The sequence below is a fragment of the Bartonella sp. A1379B genome (genome assembly GCF_002022485.1).
GTDB lineage: Bacteria > Pseudomonadota > Alphaproteobacteria > Rhizobiales > Rhizobiaceae > Bartonella > Bartonella rochalimae.
The window spans coordinates 1,324,152-1,341,879 of record NZ_CP019780.1; the positions used below are offsets into that span (position 1 = coordinate 1,324,152).

Below are 17,728 nucleotides of genomic sequence, written 5' to 3' on the forward strand. Positions count from 1 at the left end.
CCGTCTACATTTATCCAATACAGCTTCAACTATTTGAGTAAATGAAACGTTAATTAATGTACCTTTCGGAAACGTGCGGCAAAAAAACCATCCATTCCTAAGAATAATTTTTCTTCTGTATTAAAATTTTCATAACAACAATCAGAAGGGATTGTGCGCAAGAAACCCTCCATTGATATCAAATGTGCCATAGCACCCATTTCCTCGGCTAAAATAGGCTCTAAAACAATATCATGACGTATTGCTAAAATTTTCTTAACAAGATCTTCACCCTCTTCTCTTGCTAATGAACAATTAGAAAAAACAATGCATCCATTTTTTTTCACTAAATCAATCGCAGCTAAAAGCAAATCATATTGCACCTCTGCTAATTTGGTGACATCGTCCATTGTTTTTGTCCATAAAATATCTGGATGACGACGTATTGTCCCCGTAGAAGAACAAGGTGTATCAAGAAGAACAGCATCAAAAAGTTGATCAGGATGAAATTGTCTTAAATCACCAAGCCAATAGTGCACTGAAAAATTGAGTCGGTCCATATTTTCCCTTAAACGCTTTAATCGATTGGCTGAAATATCAAGAGCCGTTACATCTGCTCCCTGCAAAGCCAATTGCGCGGTTTTTCCTCCAGGACTCGCGCAAAGATCTGCTACCTTTTTGCCGCACACATTTCCCAACAAACGAGCAGGTAAAGCTGCTGCAACATCTTGAACCCACCAAGCTCCCTCTGCATAACCTGGTAAATCAGCAACAGAATAAGCCGAAGAAATAAGGCGAACTGAACCATTAGGCAAAACAATGCCTCCCAACCGCTTTGCCCAACCAGCACTATCAGATTTCACCGTCAAATCAAGAGGAGGTGTTATACTTTGAATGGCTAAAATTTGATCAGCTTTCTCTGCTCCATATGTCGATACTAAAAGTTGCCCGAACCACATTGGAATAGCTTTAATTGTAGGCGTTTGCATCCGCAAAATAGGCGCCTCACGTGCAAAATTACGTAAGATAGCATTCACTAATCCCGAGAAACGGGGCATCCGCGGATCAATCTTTGCCACACGTACCGCTAAATCAATCGCTGCATGATCGGGAATATCAAGATAAAGAATTTGCGTTATACTAATATGTAAAAGATGATGCAGGGAAAATGCTTGTGCTGGCAAAGGGCGCACTAAAAAGCGTGATAAAGCCACTGTAATCTGGCTTCGATGACGTAATGCCGCTCCCAAAATAGCGCGACACAATAAACGATCACGATATGAAAGCTTTAAATATTGTGGATGACCATACTCATTATCTGTCAAACCAGCAAGAGATGTACGCTTATCAAGTACTGCACCTAACAAACGAACGCACACTTGCCGAACAGCTAACCCAGGCACATCTCTCTCAAACATATGCCCCGCTTTTTTATCTTTCAACACAATGCCTTTATTCCACCTTGTTTCTTTTAATCTTTATGATTAAAACTTCTTCGGATTTTTACGACGAAGCCAAGCAGGACGAGTTTTCGCCTGTAGTAAAGCATTTGTCTCTTCATCGCTTAACGGATTATTCTTATCCTTAAAATTGAGATTTTCATAGTCTAAGATATTATTTAACCCTTTCAGATTATTCTCCTCATAGTGCTTGATAATGCCTTGATCAATTGTTGATATATTCATTTCTATGGCTTGTTGTTGCAATGCTGCAATCCGATTTGCCGTCGCTGGGTGTGTAGAAAAAAGGCTATCCGCACCTTCACCACTCAAAGGATTAATAATAAACATATGAGCTGTCGCTGGATGATGTTCCGCCTTTTCATTATAAATCGTATATCCACCCCCTGCAATCTTTCTCAAAGCCGAAGCTAACCATAAAGGATTACCACATATTTCAGCACCTCTCCGATCAGCAGCATATTCACGCGTACGACTAATAGCCATTTGCACCAACATAGCCGCGAAAGGGGCTATCAACATAGCAATAATACCCACAAATGTCCCGGTACCTTGAGAAGACCTTGAAGAATTACGCTGTCCTCCCGTTAATAAAGCAAAATTACCAAGCATTGAAATAGCTCCTGCAATTGTTGCTGTAAGAGTCATCGTTAATGTATCACGATGTTCAATATGCGCGAGTTCATGAGCCATAACTCCAGAAATTTCTTCTGCACTTAACTTTTCCAACAACCCTGTACTAGCAGCAACAGCAGCATTTTGGGGATTACGCCCCGTAGCAAAAGCATTCGGTTGTGCACTATCAATGACATAGACCTTCGGTTGAGGAAGAGAAGCTTTCTGAGCTAATTCACGCACAATATTAAAATAAACTGGTGCAGAATACTGATCAACCTCACGCGCTCCATACATACGCAAAACTATTTTATCTGAATTCCAATAAGAAAAAAAGTTTAAGCCTCCTGCCATTAAAAGCGTAATAAGCATACCCTTGCTTCCTCCAATGAGATAACCAAATCCCATAAAAAGGGCAGTCATAAAAGCTAAAAGCATTGCTGTACGCACTCTATTCATAATTAAAACTCCATGATAGAATATTATTATATGATGGGGCTCTCTTGTTATTTCTTCAATGAAATTGAGGTACAAATGAACAAAAAAGACAAAAAAATGAAAACACAAAATACCACTATTCCCCAACACACACCGATTCCCCCTGAAGCACAACGTGCCCTTCAAGAAGCTGAAGAAAGACGTAAATGTGCAACAAATGAAAATCAGCCATTAGAAAACGGCGGACGGGGTGGAAAAGATCCCGCACGTTATGGAGATTGGGAAATAAATGGGCGCGCCATTGACTTTTAAAGCCTTTATTGACTTTAAAAAAACCAAACCATCTTCTAAAGAAAACAAATCTTTTTAAAATAAAACTAACAGTGAAATTTTACATTGTATAAGCTTTTAAGGCTCACATTGTTGATTTACTTCATTCATTATGCTTCTTCTTTTGAAATTGTTTCTGACGCTTCTTCAGCAGCTTGTTTTGCTGCAGCTATACGTTCTTGTGCTTTTTTACCAGGTTCACCTTTATGAGGATTATTACGTGCCGGACGCTTTTTTAAACCAGCGGCATCTAAAAACCGTAGAACACGATCTGTCGGTTGAGCTCCTTGACCAAGCCAATATTGGATACGCTCTTCATTAAGTTTTACACGTTCTCCATCTTTAGGCAACATTGGATTCCAAGCACCAACACGTTCAAGAAAACGTCCATCACGCGGACTCCGTACATCCGCAACAACGATATGATAATAAGGACGCTTTTTTGAACCACCACGGGACAAACGAATTTTTAATGCCATATTTTTCTCCTGTTGTCATCTTGACTTGTCGTTTAAACTAATTTGTTTTCTGTGTTCTTTAAAAATTATTTTTTGATTATCAATCACTTCTTGAATAATGACCTGTAAATTTCTTAGCAAGATTCGGATTAAGATAACTGTCTCGCGTTAATCGCTGCAAATGCACCACCTGACACTGCTCATACGCACAATCAACTTCAAGCAAACTATGACGCACTTTATCCCCTTCTGTCCCTTGCATACAATAAAATCTTTTTGCTAAAAAATGACCCAGCGCTGCATTAAAATGATCAAACGATGTCCACAAATGCCCTAAATCATTGGGTGCTTTTCCCTGCATTACACTTCCTTCTCTTTTTGTCTTTTTACTTTTTCTTAGAAAAAGGAGAATTTTTCTCCGTCCCCTTTAAAAGACCAGGAAATGTTAATTCGCGCCCCAGAAGTCCAGGTAATCCACCCCCTAAATGACCCTTTCCAATCTGATTTTGCAGTTTTGAGAATTGAATTGAATCAAGTTCTGATAAATCGGGTATAGTATCAGGAGCTTTCATATCACCAAATCCCGTTTTGGAACCGAACTTCCCTAACATTTTCTCCATAAAACCGCCTGTATTTTTCCCTCTCATAGCTTTTACCATATCAGCCATTTGGCGGTGTATTTTTAAAAGCTTATTAATATCTGCTGCACTTGTCCCCGACCCCTTAGCAATTCTTTGTTTACGACTATGTTTTAAAATCTCAGGACTAGCGCGCTCTGCATGTGTCATAGATGAAATAATTGCTAATTGCCGATTAAAAAGACAATCATCAAAACCTGCCGCTGCAATTTGATTCTTCACCTTACTTAACCCTGGCATCATACCCATAATACCCCCCATTCCACCCAGTTTTTTCATTTTATGCAACTGTTCGGCAAAATCATTCAGGTCAAATTTTCCGGCTTGCATTTTTTTCGCAAAAGCCGCCACTTTTTCACGATCAATTGTTTCAGCAGCCTTTTCAACCAAAGAAACAATATCACCCATACCGAGGATACGATCTGCAATACGACCGGGATGAAACTCTTCTAGAGCATCCATCTTTTCACCAGTTCCGATTGCTTTAATCGGCTTGCCTGTCACTGCACGCATTGAAAGAGCAGCTCCACCACGCCCATCACTTTCCATACGTGTTAAAATAATTCCTGTAATTCCTATACGCTCATCAAAAGAACGGGCAAGATTAACCGCATCTTGACCAGTAAGACTATCGGCCACCAACATAATTTCATAAGGTTGCGAAGCTGCTTTAATTTCTTTTAATTCAAGCATAAGTGCTTCATCAATATGGTTACGTCCTGCTGCATCAAGAAGCACAACATCATATCCCCCTAATTTAGCAGCTTGCACTGCACGCGCAGAAATATCGACAGGAGATTGATCAGGAATAATCGGTAAACTCGGAACTTGCACTTGCTCCCCTAATTGACGGAGCTGCTCTTGCGCCGCAGGACGACGTGTGTCCAATGATGCTATTAAAACTTTTTTATTATGTTTGTCTCTTAAACGCTTTGCAAGTTTTGCTGTTGTTGTTGTTTTCCCTGATCCTTGTAGACCAACCAGCATAATAACAACGGGTGCCGGCGCATTGAGATCACTTAAAACACCTTCTCCCCCAAGCATATGAACCAGTTCATCATGAACAATTTTCACAACCATTTGACCGGGTTTAATGGACTTAACAATTGTAGTCCCAACGGCTTTCTCACGAACTCTATCGGTAAAAGAACGAACAACATCTAAAGCAACATCAGCCTCTAACAGAGCACGACGAATTTCGCGCAGCGCTGTTGTTATATCCTTATCTGATAAAACGCCACGTCCCGTTAAATTAGATAAAATGGAACCAAGACGTTCTTGCAAAGTTTCAAACATCATTTACCTCATTGCTTCATAACAAACAAATCAACATAGCACCCGAGGACGCAACGCGTTGTCGGATGTTGACCTCTGGGATCTTTTTATACCATAACAGGGTCCCAGGCGGTGGCTCCAAATTAATCTTGTCATTGAATGCTGTTTCTTTCAAACAACAAAAACCTTTCTTTGTCAAGATATATCACACAGCACCTTATTTATATGAAAACTAAAATAAAAATCACTTATATCTGCGCAGAAGTTCCACGCTCAACACGCACAAAATTACCCGTTTCTTGTTCCATACTCCATAATTCACCATTTGCAATGTCAAACCAAGCACCGTGTATTGTCAAAAGTCCTTGATCTTTACGAGCCTTTAACCATGGAAATGTTTCCAAATTCTGCAATGAATAACGAATAGAAAGTCGTTCTAATGCAGTCTGTCGCTCTAAAGGAGTGATCAATTTATTCTCGGTTACTTCTTCTGCAGCAGGAGCCAAAAGACTCATCCATCGACCAATAAAATCATTTGATGATAAAGATGTGCATTTTCCATTAAGGACATTATTAATTCCCCCGCAATGCGCATGCCCCAAAATAACAACATGCTTAACTTTCAGCACTTGCACTGCAAATTCAATAGCCGCTGATGTTGCATGATATTGATAATCAGGCGAAAAAGGAGGAACTAAATTGGCGACATTACGCACCACAAAAATTTCACCAGGATTCGCATCAAAAATAATTTCTGGTATCGCGCGCGAATCACAACACGCAATCAATAAAGTTTCAGGTTTCTGTCCTTCCACTGCTAATTGCCAATAACGTTCCACTTTATGCGTAAAATGATTCGTTATAAAAGATTGATAACCGCTTAAAAATTTTTCTGGTAAACATGTCATAATATATTTACTTTCATTATACACTTTTAAAATATGCTCTTACCCTGCAATAAAATTAATGAAAATATTCTTGTTACGCACAAGATGTACTTTCTTAAAACAACCAAACACTTCTTACGAAGTAGAAAATAATTTTATTTTAGCAACAACAAATAACTATTCACTTCAAAAAGAAGATGTTACAGTATAAAAATGGCATAAGGACCTGCTCTTAGGATTTAAAGAAAAGGTTGCCACAATAAATAAAGGAAGGATGATTGTGTCAACACAAACAGCACTAAATCTAAAGAGCACTGAAAATAAAATAGAACAAATTCTTTTTTCTCATACTGATAAAGAAGATATTGCTTTCTATAAGCAAGATGAACTTCACAAAGCTACAAATGTAGCCATCGAAGCATTTAAGTCCCACCAGCCTGGTAAAAGTACAATTTGTTTTGAGCACGCTTTAACGCGTCATGATAAATCTATAACTGTTATTACACTTGTTAATGATAACAAACCTTTTCTTCTTGATTCTATATTGCATGTTTTTAAACAGCAAATAAATCACATTTATTTAATCGCACATCCTGTTCTTGAATGTGACTCTGGACAACGTATCAGCTTGATGCAAATCCATATTGAATCATTAAACAAAGAAAAGACAAAAAAGCTTAAAGATGAAATCACTCTCGTTCTTGAACAAGCCAATGCGGCTGTACAAGACTGGAAACCGATGCTTGAAGAAGTCAAGAAGCATATTCATACCTATCAAACAAATCTTCCATCGAACTACCAAAATGAAGGGGTAAAAGCCATTGAATTTCTTGAATGGCTTATGGACAATAATTTCATCTTCCTTGGAATGCGGACCTATGACTTTACCAAAGGCCAAGAACCCAAAAAAGCCTTTAAAACCGGTAGTATTGAGCTAGGTATTCTCACTAATGCTTCTATTCGCATTATTGGTGATGCGAGCGTAGAAGAACGCCCCAAAGAAGTCTTATCTTTTATGGAAAGTGACAATTTGCTTATTGTTACAAAAGCCAACAGCCGCTCAAAAATCCACCGTCCTGTTTGGTTGGATTATATCGGTCTTAAGATTTTTGATAAAGAAGGGTATCTATGTGGAGAATTACGTATTGTTGGGTTGTTTACATCCTCAGCCTATACGCACTCTATTCTGCAAATTCCGTTTTTAAAAGAAAAAGCGAAGACAATTATTCAACGCCTTGGATATAATCAGACCGACTATTCTGGAAAAGCATTGATGAGTGTCTTAGAAACCTACCCAAGAGATGAAATGTTTCGCTCTGATGTCGATACATTGACAAAAAATGCAGAGCTTATCATGCAATTGGATGAACGTCCGCGCTTACGGGTCCTTGCTCACACTGATCCTTTTGGACGTTTTGTTTCGATTCTTGTCTATGTACCGCGTGATCAATATAGTAGTAATATCCGCGAAAAAATTGGACTATATCTTGTTGAAACCTATAAAGGTGATTTCTTTGAATCTTATCCACTTTTCTTAGAAAGTACGCTTATCCGCGTTCACTACATTATCCATCGTAAAGGAAGTCACAGTGCTCCTGTCATTGAGCGTACCACACTTGAACATCATATTCGCTCTATAACCCAAAATTGGGAAGATAGCATCCAAGCCATAGCTCTTATTCATAAAGCAACAGACCAACAAATATCTTTAGCCAGTGACTTTCCTAATAGCTATCGTGATTTATTTTCAGCTGAAGATGCTATTAAAGATGCTGACCATATCTTAAGCCTTAATAGCGAAAAACCTCTTTTCGTTACTTTTTACCGCGCCCACAATAAAGAGAAACACAATATTTCTCTGCGACTTTTTCATCGTAACGAAGCCCTTGCCCTTTCCAAACGTGTACCCCTTCTTGAAAATATGGGCTTTCGGGTTATTGCTGAACAGACGTTGGAGCTCCCAGACGGCTATGGGCATTCTGTATATCTTCATGATATGCAATTGGAAAGTGATTTCCAACTCGATATTGATCTCGATAAAAATGCACAAAAGCATGCTGAAACATTTGAAGCCGTTTGGGAACAAAATGCGGACAATGATGCTTTTAATGCCTTAACACAAACAGCTCAACTCGACTGGCGCGAAATTGTTATTTTGCGTCATTATGGACGCTATCTCCAACAAACTGGAATTCCTTATTCACAAAAACGCGTTGCTCAAACTTTAAACGCTTATCCTGAAATTACTAAAGATCTTTATGCTTTATTTCATTTGAAATTTCATCAAAGCCATAAAGAAAAAGAACGACTCAACAATGAAGAAATCATTCAGCAACGCATTGAAGAAAAATTGCAGAAAGTGCCAAGTTTGGATGATGATCTTATTTTGCGTCGTTATCGTAATCTCATTGTTGCAAGCTTACGAACGAATGCCTATTCTCCTCTTCCTGATGGAAGCCCACGACGTATCATAGCAACAAAATTAAATCCACGCCAAATTGAAGGCTTACCTGAACCACGTCCTTATCGAGAAATTTTTGTTTATGGACCTGAAGTTGAGGGTGTCCATTTACGCTTTGGTCCTATCGCCCGTGGTGGTATTCGTTGGTCTGACCGTGCATTAGACTATCGTACTGAAATATTAGATCTCGTTAAAGCTCAACAAGTCAAAAACGCCGTTATTGTTCCTGTGGGTGCGAAAGGTGGATTTTTCCCTCATCGCCTTCCTCAAACCAATGATCGTGCCGTTATAACAGAAGCAGCACGGCAAGCTTACACAAACTACATTACAGCACTCCTTTCGATTACTGATAACCTGATCGATGGTAAGATACACCCGCCTCAAAATGTCATTTGTCACGATGGCGATGATCCTTATTTTGTCGTTGCTGCCGATAAAGGTACTGCAACCTTTTCTGATACCGCTAATGCTATTAGCCAAGCAAATAATTTTTGGCTTGACGATGCTTTTGCATCCGGAGGATCCGCAGGATATGATCATAAAGCAATTGGTATTACAGCTAAAGGTGCATGGGAAGCTGTAAAAAGACATTTTCGAGAATCATTTAATCACGATATTCAAACAACTCCCTTCACCTGTATTGGAGTTGGTGATATGTCGGGAGATGTTTTTGGGAATGGAATGTTACTGTCTCAACAAACAAAGCTTATTGCTGCCTTTGATCATCGCGATATTTTCATCGATCCCGAACCAGACATAGCAGCAAGTTATGCAGAGCGTATGCGCCTCTTCCAACTTCCTCGTTCAAGCTGGCAAGACTATAATCAAACAAAACTCTCAAAAGGGGGCGGTATTTTCTCACGAACTGCCAAAACAATCACTCTTTCTCCTGAAGCAGCACAAGCTATTGGTTTTGAAAAGCAAACAGGAACACCCTTTGAAATTATTTCAGCCATTTTAAAAGCCCCTGTAGATCTTTTATGGTTTGGTGGTATTGGAACCTATATTCGTGCAACAACCGAAACGGATACTCAAGTCGGCGATCGCACCAACGATTCCATTCGCATCACCGGTGAACAAGTGCGCGCAAAAGTTATCGGTGAAGGAGCAAACCTCGGTCTTACACAACGCGGTCGGATTGAATATGTTTTAAACGGCGGACGCTGTAATACCGACGCCATTGATAATTCTGCAGGTGTTAATTGTTCTGATCTTGAAGTTAATATTAAAATTGTTCTTGCCTCAGCTCTACGCACAAAAAAACTGACTCGTGAAGCCCGTAATGAGTTGTTGAAACAAATGACCCCACAAGTTGAGCAATTGGTTTTGCGTAATAATTATTTGCAACCGCTTTCGCTTTCCTTAGCTGAAAAACGAAGTGTTATTGATTTACCTTATCAAATACGTTTTATGCATGATTTAGAACAGAAAAAACTTCTAGATCGTAGAGTTGAAATTCTCCCCAATGAGCAAATTTTACGTCAAAGAATGAGCCAAAATCAAGGACTTATCCGCCAAGAGCTTGCAGTTATTTTAGCTTATGCTAAATTAACTCTACAAGAAGAAATTGCAAACAATCCAATTGTTGACAATTGTTATTTCGATACAACCTTGTTGAATTATTTTCCAACTCAACTTCAACAAAATTTTAAAAAGGAAATCATTGAACACCAATTACGTCGTGATATTATTGCAACTCTTATTGCTAATGATATTGTGAACCGCGGTGGACCTACTTTTGTTAATCACTTGCAAGATATAACAGGTCAAAAAACTGAAAACATTATTCGTGTGTTTATTATCATCCGAGATAGTTTTGAAATTCCTCAGCTTTCGAGCCAAATTGATAATCTTGATAATAAAATACCAGGATTGAATCAAAATAAATTCTATGCAGCAATCACTTCAATGCTTTTTGAAGCAACCAATTGGGGCTTGCGCAATATGGATCTCTCAGTGCCATTAGAAGAGCTTGTGCAAACAATTAAAACAGCGCGTAGCCTGATTGAAAAAAAGCTTCTGCACGCCAATGATCAAGATATCAGTCAAAAAATTGAAGAAAAAGCAACACAATACAATGAAGAAGGAGCTCCAAAAGCTTTAGCAAGACAATTAGCTCTTTTAGATGTTGCTCCAATGATCTGTGATATTTCTTTGATTGCAGAACAAAGCAAAAGTGATCTTATGAAAACTGCAGAAATCTATTTTTCACTTGCTCAGGTTATTCGTATAAATCGTATCAATGAAGCAAGCCAAACAATTCCTATTGTCGATTATTACGATGGTATGGCCTTAAGTGAAGCTAAAGAAAACATCGCTGATAGCTTGCGACAAATCGTTATAAAAATCTTAAAAAATTATAATGAAAAAAATGATTCTCTAGCAGCTTGGATAAAATCTGATGAAGATCAAATTCACAATATCATCAACCGCGTTCATGCACTCATTGAAGGTGATCTCAATGTTTCTCGCTTTACTTTTACAGCAAGTATGATTGCCCAACTTAAAAATACTGCTTTTCAAACTTAAAACATTCACGATCAACCTTAGAAAAGATTTTATTGATCTCCTTGTAGATTAAGTGCAAGGAGATATATGCGCTGTTGTTTGCTTTTGAAAAAAGAGAACAAAAATAAAATACGGAAATGATGAGCATTATCGTCACTCATCCTAAAAATATGACGCATATCAACAAGCCATACTCATAGTGATGAAGCAAGCAGAAAAAGGACTGTGCTCATCTCATTTCTTGATTGTTCCTTTTTTCCATAAAAATGATCATACTTTTTTGGATGTTTTGTTATCGTATTGTTTGATATAATTTCTTTAATTCAAATTTCTCTTTTTAAGAATGATTTTCAGAATCCATACAATTCACAATTTCGTATTGCAGGCAGTAGGAACACCAAAAATATGTTGTAACATATTGTCAAACCATTCGCACAAAACGTGACCATAAAGTGAATAACCTTCTAAATGTGCAAAAGCAGATTGGGCGCCTTTTTTAGTCAATTCTTGAGCTGAATGTTTCAACCAATGTTGTATCATTACACGCGTTAATTCAGGATGAAATTGTAAACCCCATGCATTTTTTCCATAATGAAAAGCTTGTGTCGGATAAGTTTGACCTGTTGCCAAAAGAACAGCTTCTTTAGGCAAATCATAGATGCCCTCATTATGTAAATGATAGACCATTTTTGGCCAATTCATAAGGGTCTTTCCCTGCAAAGTCCCCTCTAACGGATACCAACCAATTTCTACACTTTTATCACTTTTTGCAGCAACACGCCCGCCTAAATTTTTTGCGAGCATCTGTGCTCCAAGACAAATCCCTAAAAAAGGTTTATTGTCTTTCAAAGATAATGAAATCCAATCAATTTCCTCATGAATATATGCATCCTTATCATTCACACTCATCGGACCACCTAAAATGACAACACCAGCGTGATGTTTCAATGTTTTAGGAAGTTTCTGTCCTAAAATAGGATAATAAAAATCAAGAGCAAAACCATTTCTTTGTAAAAATTGCCCTAAAAAACCAGTCTGTGAAGATTGGCGATGCAAAACAACTGCAATTTTTAGTTTACCGTTTCTTTGTTTTCTATCAAGATATGTTTTCGCTAAAAACATATTTTAACCAATCATTTTTATAATCAGATTTCATTCATTTGAGAATAAATAAGAACCTTATTTTTATCAAAAATGTCTACAACACCTCTAAAATAATTGAAATTTCTCTCTTGGCAAAGAACTCTCTTCTTCTGCTTCTTTATTCTCTAAATCTTCAACATTTAAAGGTATCTGATCGACTTTTTTTCTATTCTGTTTTTTTGTGCGCGACTTTAATAAAAAATCAGGCCCTATCGATGATTTTTCTTCAAAGGATTTATTTTTAATAACTTCTTTTTCATCCACAACGCCTTTTTTGCATTCTCTTTTCAGCATCACGTTATCGACTTCTAATGTTATAGGAGAACAACGGGGAGGTACTTTCCATTCACAACGGCCTAATCGACCACTGATTGGAGAAACGATCAACCAAGAAGAAAAGAAAGAACCATCACACGCCCATGCTGGATCAGGTTCTGCTCGTAATGCTAAAGACAACCATTGACGACTCCCTTGACCATTACCTTTTGCTTCTTCAATATCTGCTAATAATAAATAAACGCTTTCACGCGGATGATAAGTGAGTGCTTTTTGTGCGTACTCTCTTGCTAATTCCAATTCGCCTGCATCCAAAGCAGCTTTTGCAACAATAAAAGCTGATTCAAATATTTCTTTATTATAAGAAGCAAGTGTTTTAGCTCTTTTCAAACGGCCAACTGCGCTTTCTTCTCTCCTAAGATAAAGTGCTCCCAAATCAGGATGAGGATTTTCCTGCCAAGCTTTAATAATTATTTTATCAGCTTTACGAACTTCTTTTAATTGATAAAGGATATCAACCATAAGCACCGTTATTGGTACAAAATCAGGCATCAACTTATGGGCCTTTAAAATAGCTTTACGTGCTCCTGCGAGCTGAGTCTCCGTAAGGTGAAGTGCTAACCCACTTAATAAAAGAGCATGGGTATACTTACGCTCTGAAGTACAATGCTCAGAACGTGGCAAAGCTCTTTGCGCTCGATAAAAAACATCAAGCGCTTTATTCCACTGACCCTCAGCACTTAATCGATCAAGGACAAATTGTTGAGCCCATAAAAGCGCTGGTGACAAATCGAGTGCCTCTTCTGCATAGTGCTGTGCGACATCATAAGCTTTTGTATTCATAGCTTCACGAAACAAACCATAAAGCCCAGCAAGCTTTGTCGATTCATCTTTTTGCATCTCTTCATAAAGCGCAATAGCCTTCATAGAGTTTTTTTGCAAAGATAAGATTTGAGCCCTTAAAAGCTTTATCAATGGTTCATAATCTTTTATAAGATATTTTAATGCACGTCTTTCCATTTTTTGTGCAGCCGCGTAATCACCTGCAAAAGCAGCAAGCAGACCTTGCGTAAGGGCTTTGCGACCACATTCTTGGTAACGTCCTGAAAAAAAGCTGTATAAAGTTCTAGGAATGGAAAAAATAATTCTAAAAAACTTCCATAAAAACACTAATACCATCAACAGGATAACAATCCCACTAATAATCGTAAGCAATGAGACAGTAAATCGCATCTGCAAAAATGTTATGACCAAGAAACTATTATTATTGGCACCCCAGCTAAAAACTGCACCGATCACACAAACGACAAAAATATAAATAAAAATACGTATCATTTTTGATCCTATTTACATTTTTGCAGCTTCGGAAGTTTCTTTTGGCATTCCAATCAACAACTGTTGAAGAACGTGCTGGACAGCAAGATGTCGTTTAAGTTGATCAATAAAATCTACCGAAATATGTTTAGCATTTTGAGGTAAAGTTTGCCATTCAGCTAAAGCTTTTTCATAATCCCCAGCCTGAATAGAAACTTCCATCCGTGCCACAATTGCAGGCACTGTTATCCCTTCAACATATCCAATTGGACGCGAAACAATAAAACTTTTTATCCATATCTCAATCTTCTTTAAAAAATCAGCATCCGATGCAAGACTATTTTGCGTCCCAACAATTTTATCTGCAACATAAGCAAAATCAGCTGAAAGCTTTGCAGAGCTTGGAAGACCAGTATGCGCTGTTTTCTGTAACAAATCCAATCCTTCAACAGAAGATGAAAAATGTTGTACTGTTTCCAATTCACGCACATAAGATCCACCACGATCTATAGCGTTTTTTAATGCATTGACTGCAACAAACCGTGCAGTATTTATCCCATTTTTTTCGCTATTTTGAGTGAATATTTCTTTTTGGACAGTATCTAACTGTTGTTTTAAAGTAATAATATCGTTTTTATTACTTTCTCCAACAAATAAAGCTGTCTTTACATCTTCTGATATTCTCATTAAAGTCTGTATATTCTTTTCGAAAGCATCTACTTTTTTTTCTAAGAGTGCAAGAGATTTGCTTCTCTCTTTTTGAAAAGATTCATCTTCTTGAAAAGCTTCAACCTGTTGTGATGAAAAAGAAGAAAACTCTCTCTTCAATACATCAAACTGTTGAAGCATATGATTCAACTGTTTCTCTGTTTCTTCTGCTTTTTCTTTTGCATGCCTAGTAATCTGAAGATTTTTTTCTTCTTCCAAATGATCAACCACTAAAAAAGATGGAAGAAAACCTGCTCTTTGCAGACCTACCCAAAGACTGATAGTTATAAGACCACAAATAATCCCTGAAACCATTAAAGAAGTAAAAGCAACACCACTTACAGTCTTGCGCTCAACATCGCTTTGCTTTGTTATTATCGGCTCTTTTGAGTGTTGTGTTTCTTGTTCTGAGTCATGAGCTATAATTTCAGATTTAACAACAGATGCCTTAGATGCCTTAGAACTTTTTAATTTTTCTTTTGATCTTGAAGAATTTACCATAATGATCACTTTTTTTACCACATGCTTTTTTACAATACGATATCAAAATGAAAAAAACTTTAAAAATTAGATGTTTTTCGAATAACATCCTTTTTTGCAGAGGGCTTCTTATGAACAGTGTATGATAAGGACAAATAAAATCTTTTCAAATTTCTCTTACTCAAGATCCTTTTTTAAAATAAAAATAATGAATATGTTTAGTCTTATAATATTTTACAAACAATAATGAAATAATTGAGAATTGAGAATGGAAATTCTTAAAAGACACAAAAATATAAACACCCAAATTGAAAAAATGCTTCTCATAGTATATACGAGAAAATCCTCTAGAAGCATACTATATGATATTTTCATGAGTATAATCAAACGCTATGCACTCTTTAAAACGCCCTCCGTAACTTCATTATTTTTAAAATAATTCAGCTTCATTTACGAACGTTCCTTCCTATAAATTTATCCAGTACAATCTTAAAACGCTCTAAAATCGTTTTTCCCCTTTTATTTCCGATATATTCTTCACAATGTTAAAATATAAGGTAGACAATATTTACCTCTACCATAGATGAACATTCTGATAAACAGTTCCTATTGTGCAAATGTTTTTTATTTTTATATATTCCCAATGAAAAAACTATGCTAAGCGTGAAGCTATTATCCAAAGGTATTTAAATGTGATAAAAAGGGCATTTTGGTATAGCTACCGTATTTTTTTTAACGCAGTGAGTCATTATTTTCGTGATAATGGGAGTGCCTTTGCGAGTCATGTTGCACTTTCGGGACTTTTAGCGTTTTTTCCTTTTTTTATTTTCGGGACATCTCTTGCTAGTTTTCTTGGAGCATTTACATATACACCGCAAAAAATTGAAGCACTTGTACAATTGTTGCCGGATGCAATTGCAGAACCTCTTTCTAAAGAAATCATTACTGTCCTCACCACACAACGGGGAGATTTATTAACACTTTCAGTTATTGGAGCCGCTTATTTTGCTTCAAATGGTGTGGGTGCTTTGCGTACAGCATTAAATAAAGCTTACCGTGTTATTGATCGACGCAGCTTGTTTTTTTGTCGTTTTCAAAGTTTATTTTTCGTCATTATTGGGACAGTAGGTCTTGTTGTTATTAGCTTTTTATTGGTTTTAGCACCTTTACTGATTAAAATTATGCAAAACCACTCTTCTCAGATTACTGAATATATTGGCATAATTCGTTTATGGCGTTATATAATTGCGATAGTTGTTCTTTTTACGAGTCTTTTAATTGTTCACAAATGGTTGCCAGCGGGACAGCGAAAAGTAAGAGATATTTTACCAGGTATTTTAGTGACAATATTTGTTTGGTTTTTAACCTCTATTGCCTTTGCCCAATATTTAACAATGTTTAATTATGCTTCTACTTACGCAGGATTAACTTCTATTATGGTTGCAATTATTTTTCTGTATATCTTAAGTGCAATTTTTATTTTAGGAGGAGAAATAAATGCAGCAATTATATTTTATCGTGATCATGCACAACGCACAGATCCATTAAAGTCATTCTCTATTGATTGAATGCAAAAGACAAACACAAAAAACGCCTATCATTTTCGGAAATGGAATTGATACTCATTTTCTAAAATCCGGAATTGATCATAATATAAAACTTTTATCAGCTTGAAATATTGATTGTAACCAACTGTTTGTTTTCTCCTAAAAATCCCTTATCGTGAGAGCGATTTTCACTGTAAACCTCATTCTATAGATAACAAAATTTAAATGATAATCATAAACGAAATTCATTTGTACAAATATAACTTCTTTGAGCGCGTGAAATACAAATTCTGCAGCCTAAATGAATGTGCTTCATCAATGAGGTATTTTCTTATCGAAAGTGTGATTGGTCAAACTGTTAAGAATAAACAATCTTTAGAAATAAAGCTATCTAACAGGTGAACCTTGCCTTTTTTATTGCAAAAATATACCTGCTTTATGCATGAGTTCTAGATTTAATCGCACTCCATTTAAAATTTAATTATGAAAGTTATAAATTCTCTTCAATAACGGCTTTTATAAGCGCTTTTGCATCATCATCAGCCCATGGAGCAGCGCCATTAAACGAAGCAATAAGATAACCATCTTTATTTATGAGAAATGTGATAGGCAAACCTAAAGCGAGTCCTTTTTTTCTAATATCCTGAAAAATATTCATTGTATTATCCCGATAATAAACTAAATTATCAGCATGAGCATCATTTAAAAACTTTTGAATTTTTTCAGCAGAAGTATTTTTATCAATATTAATAGCTATAACATCAAAATTATTTCCCCCCATATCACATTTTAATCGTGCTAATTCTGGCATTTCTGCACGACAAGGTGCGCACCAAACAGCCCATAAATTGACGAGTATTGGTTTTCCCCTAAATTCGGACAAATTATGATCTTTTCCCTCAATATCTTTAAAAGACAATTGGTTCATATCATAAAGAGTATCGGCAAATCGTATATGTGTAAAAAAGCCCTTTGCTGCTTTTTTAATTGCTCCTATTTTTTCCGTCTGTTGCTTATTGATATCTGTTTCTTGAGCTCTTGCCTCTGAAATAAAATTTGGAAAGAATGCTCTTCTGTTGTTATTTTGATTAATTGTTGTGTATAAACTTAAAACAATCATAAAAAACATAAGAAAATATTGTGTTTTTTTATTCTTATTTTTTCGGCTGATAAAAATTTTATGAATCATAATTTTTGTCCTTTTCAATAGG

13 protein-coding genes are annotated in these 17,728 nt (G+C 36.7%); 3 read left to right on the forward strand and 10 right to left on the reverse strand.

Translation table 11 applies throughout. The features are described 5' to 3' along the window. Positions 1-53 precede the first annotated feature (53 nt). Complete coding sequence (locus tag BA1379B_RS05805) at positions 54-1,421, reverse strand: RsmB/NOP family class I SAM-dependent RNA methyltransferase (protein ID WP_035006760.1); 1,368 nt, start codon at positions 1,419-1,421, stop codon at positions 54-56. A 42-nt stretch (positions 1,422-1,463) separates the two neighbouring features. Beyond that, a complete protein-coding gene (gene htpX, locus BA1379B_RS05810) occupies positions 1,464-2,513 on the reverse strand; it encodes a zinc metalloprotease HtpX (protein ID WP_078692497.1) in 1,050 nt (349 codons plus the stop codon). A 75-nt stretch (positions 2,514-2,588) separates the two neighbouring features. Here htpX and BA1379B_RS05815 point away from each other — a divergent pair, with 75 nt between their 5' ends. Continuing rightward, positions 2,589-2,804 carry a DUF1674 domain-containing protein gene (locus BA1379B_RS05815; RefSeq protein ID WP_078692560.1) on the forward strand — a complete coding sequence of 72 codons (216 nt, stop codon included), beginning with the start codon at positions 2,589-2,591 and terminating at the stop codon, positions 2,802-2,804. Between the two features lie 128 nt (positions 2,805-2,932). On the opposite strand, the gene rpsP is transcribed toward BA1379B_RS05815, so the two are convergent. The 4 genes from rpsP to BA1379B_RS05835 all read right to left on the reverse strand — a co-directional run bounded on the left by rpsP (position 2,933) and on the right by BA1379B_RS05835 (position 6,101). After that, positions 2,933-3,301 (reverse strand): 30S ribosomal protein S16, encoded by a 369-nt coding sequence (gene rpsP, locus BA1379B_RS05820; RefSeq protein WP_035006476.1) that lies wholly within the window; start codon positions 3,299-3,301, stop codon positions 2,933-2,935. Between the two features lie 79 nt (positions 3,302-3,380). Next, on the reverse strand, positions 3,381-3,641 hold the full coding sequence (locus BA1379B_RS05825) for a hypothetical protein (protein ID WP_078692498.1): 261 nt from the start codon (positions 3,639-3,641) through the stop codon (positions 3,381-3,383). A 25-nt stretch (positions 3,642-3,666) separates the two neighbouring features. Next, positions 3,667-5,214, reverse strand: coding sequence for a signal recognition particle protein (gene ffh / locus BA1379B_RS05830; RefSeq protein WP_035006474.1), 1,548 nt, complete (start codon positions 5,212-5,214; stop codon positions 3,667-3,669). 227 nt (positions 5,215-5,441) lie between these two features. Then, positions 5,442-6,101: a carbonic anhydrase gene (locus BA1379B_RS05835; RefSeq protein ID WP_035006758.1), complete on the reverse strand. Its 660-nt coding sequence runs from the start codon at positions 6,099-6,101 to the stop codon at positions 5,442-5,444. 253 nt (positions 6,102-6,354) lie between these two features. On the opposite strand from BA1379B_RS05835, the gene BA1379B_RS05840 reads away from it, so the two are divergent. After that, on the forward strand, positions 6,355-11,070 hold the full coding sequence (locus BA1379B_RS05840; RefSeq protein WP_078692499.1) for an NAD-glutamate dehydrogenase: 4,716 nt from the start codon (positions 6,355-6,357) through the stop codon (positions 11,068-11,070). A gap of 345 nt (positions 11,071-11,415) precedes the next feature. On the opposite strand, the gene BA1379B_RS05845 is transcribed toward BA1379B_RS05840, so the two are convergent. The 3 genes from BA1379B_RS05845 to BA1379B_RS05855 all read right to left on the reverse strand — a co-directional run bounded on the left by BA1379B_RS05845 (position 11,416) and on the right by BA1379B_RS05855 (position 14,991). Further along, the gene (locus BA1379B_RS05845) at positions 11,416-12,171 is read right to left on the reverse strand and encodes a glutamine amidotransferase (RefSeq protein WP_035006470.1); all 756 of its coding nucleotides are present in this window, start codon (positions 12,169-12,171) and stop codon (positions 11,416-11,418) included. An 87-nt stretch (positions 12,172-12,258) separates the two neighbouring features. After that, complete coding sequence (locus BA1379B_RS05850) at positions 12,259-13,803, reverse strand: heme biosynthesis protein HemY (RefSeq protein ID WP_078674040.1); 1,545 nt, start codon at positions 13,801-13,803, stop codon at positions 12,259-12,261. A gap of 12 nt (positions 13,804-13,815) precedes the next feature. Then, positions 13,816-14,991 (reverse strand): COG4223 family protein, encoded by a 1,176-nt coding sequence (locus BA1379B_RS05855; protein ID WP_078692500.1) that lies wholly within the window; start codon positions 14,989-14,991, stop codon positions 13,816-13,818. A gap of 671 nt (positions 14,992-15,662) precedes the next feature. On the opposite strand from BA1379B_RS05855, the gene BA1379B_RS05860 reads away from it, so the two are divergent. Then, entirely contained in the window at positions 15,663-16,538 is an 876-nt protein-coding gene (locus tag BA1379B_RS05860) for a YihY/virulence factor BrkB family protein (protein WP_035006466.1), read from the forward strand. A 469-nt stretch (positions 16,539-17,007) separates the two neighbouring features. Here BA1379B_RS05860 and BA1379B_RS05865 read toward each other — a convergent pair whose 3' ends face one another. Beyond that, complete coding sequence (locus tag BA1379B_RS05865) at positions 17,008-17,706, reverse strand: TlpA disulfide reductase family protein (RefSeq protein ID WP_078688963.1); 699 nt, start codon at positions 17,704-17,706, stop codon at positions 17,008-17,010. Positions 17,707-17,728: the final 22 nt, after the last annotated feature.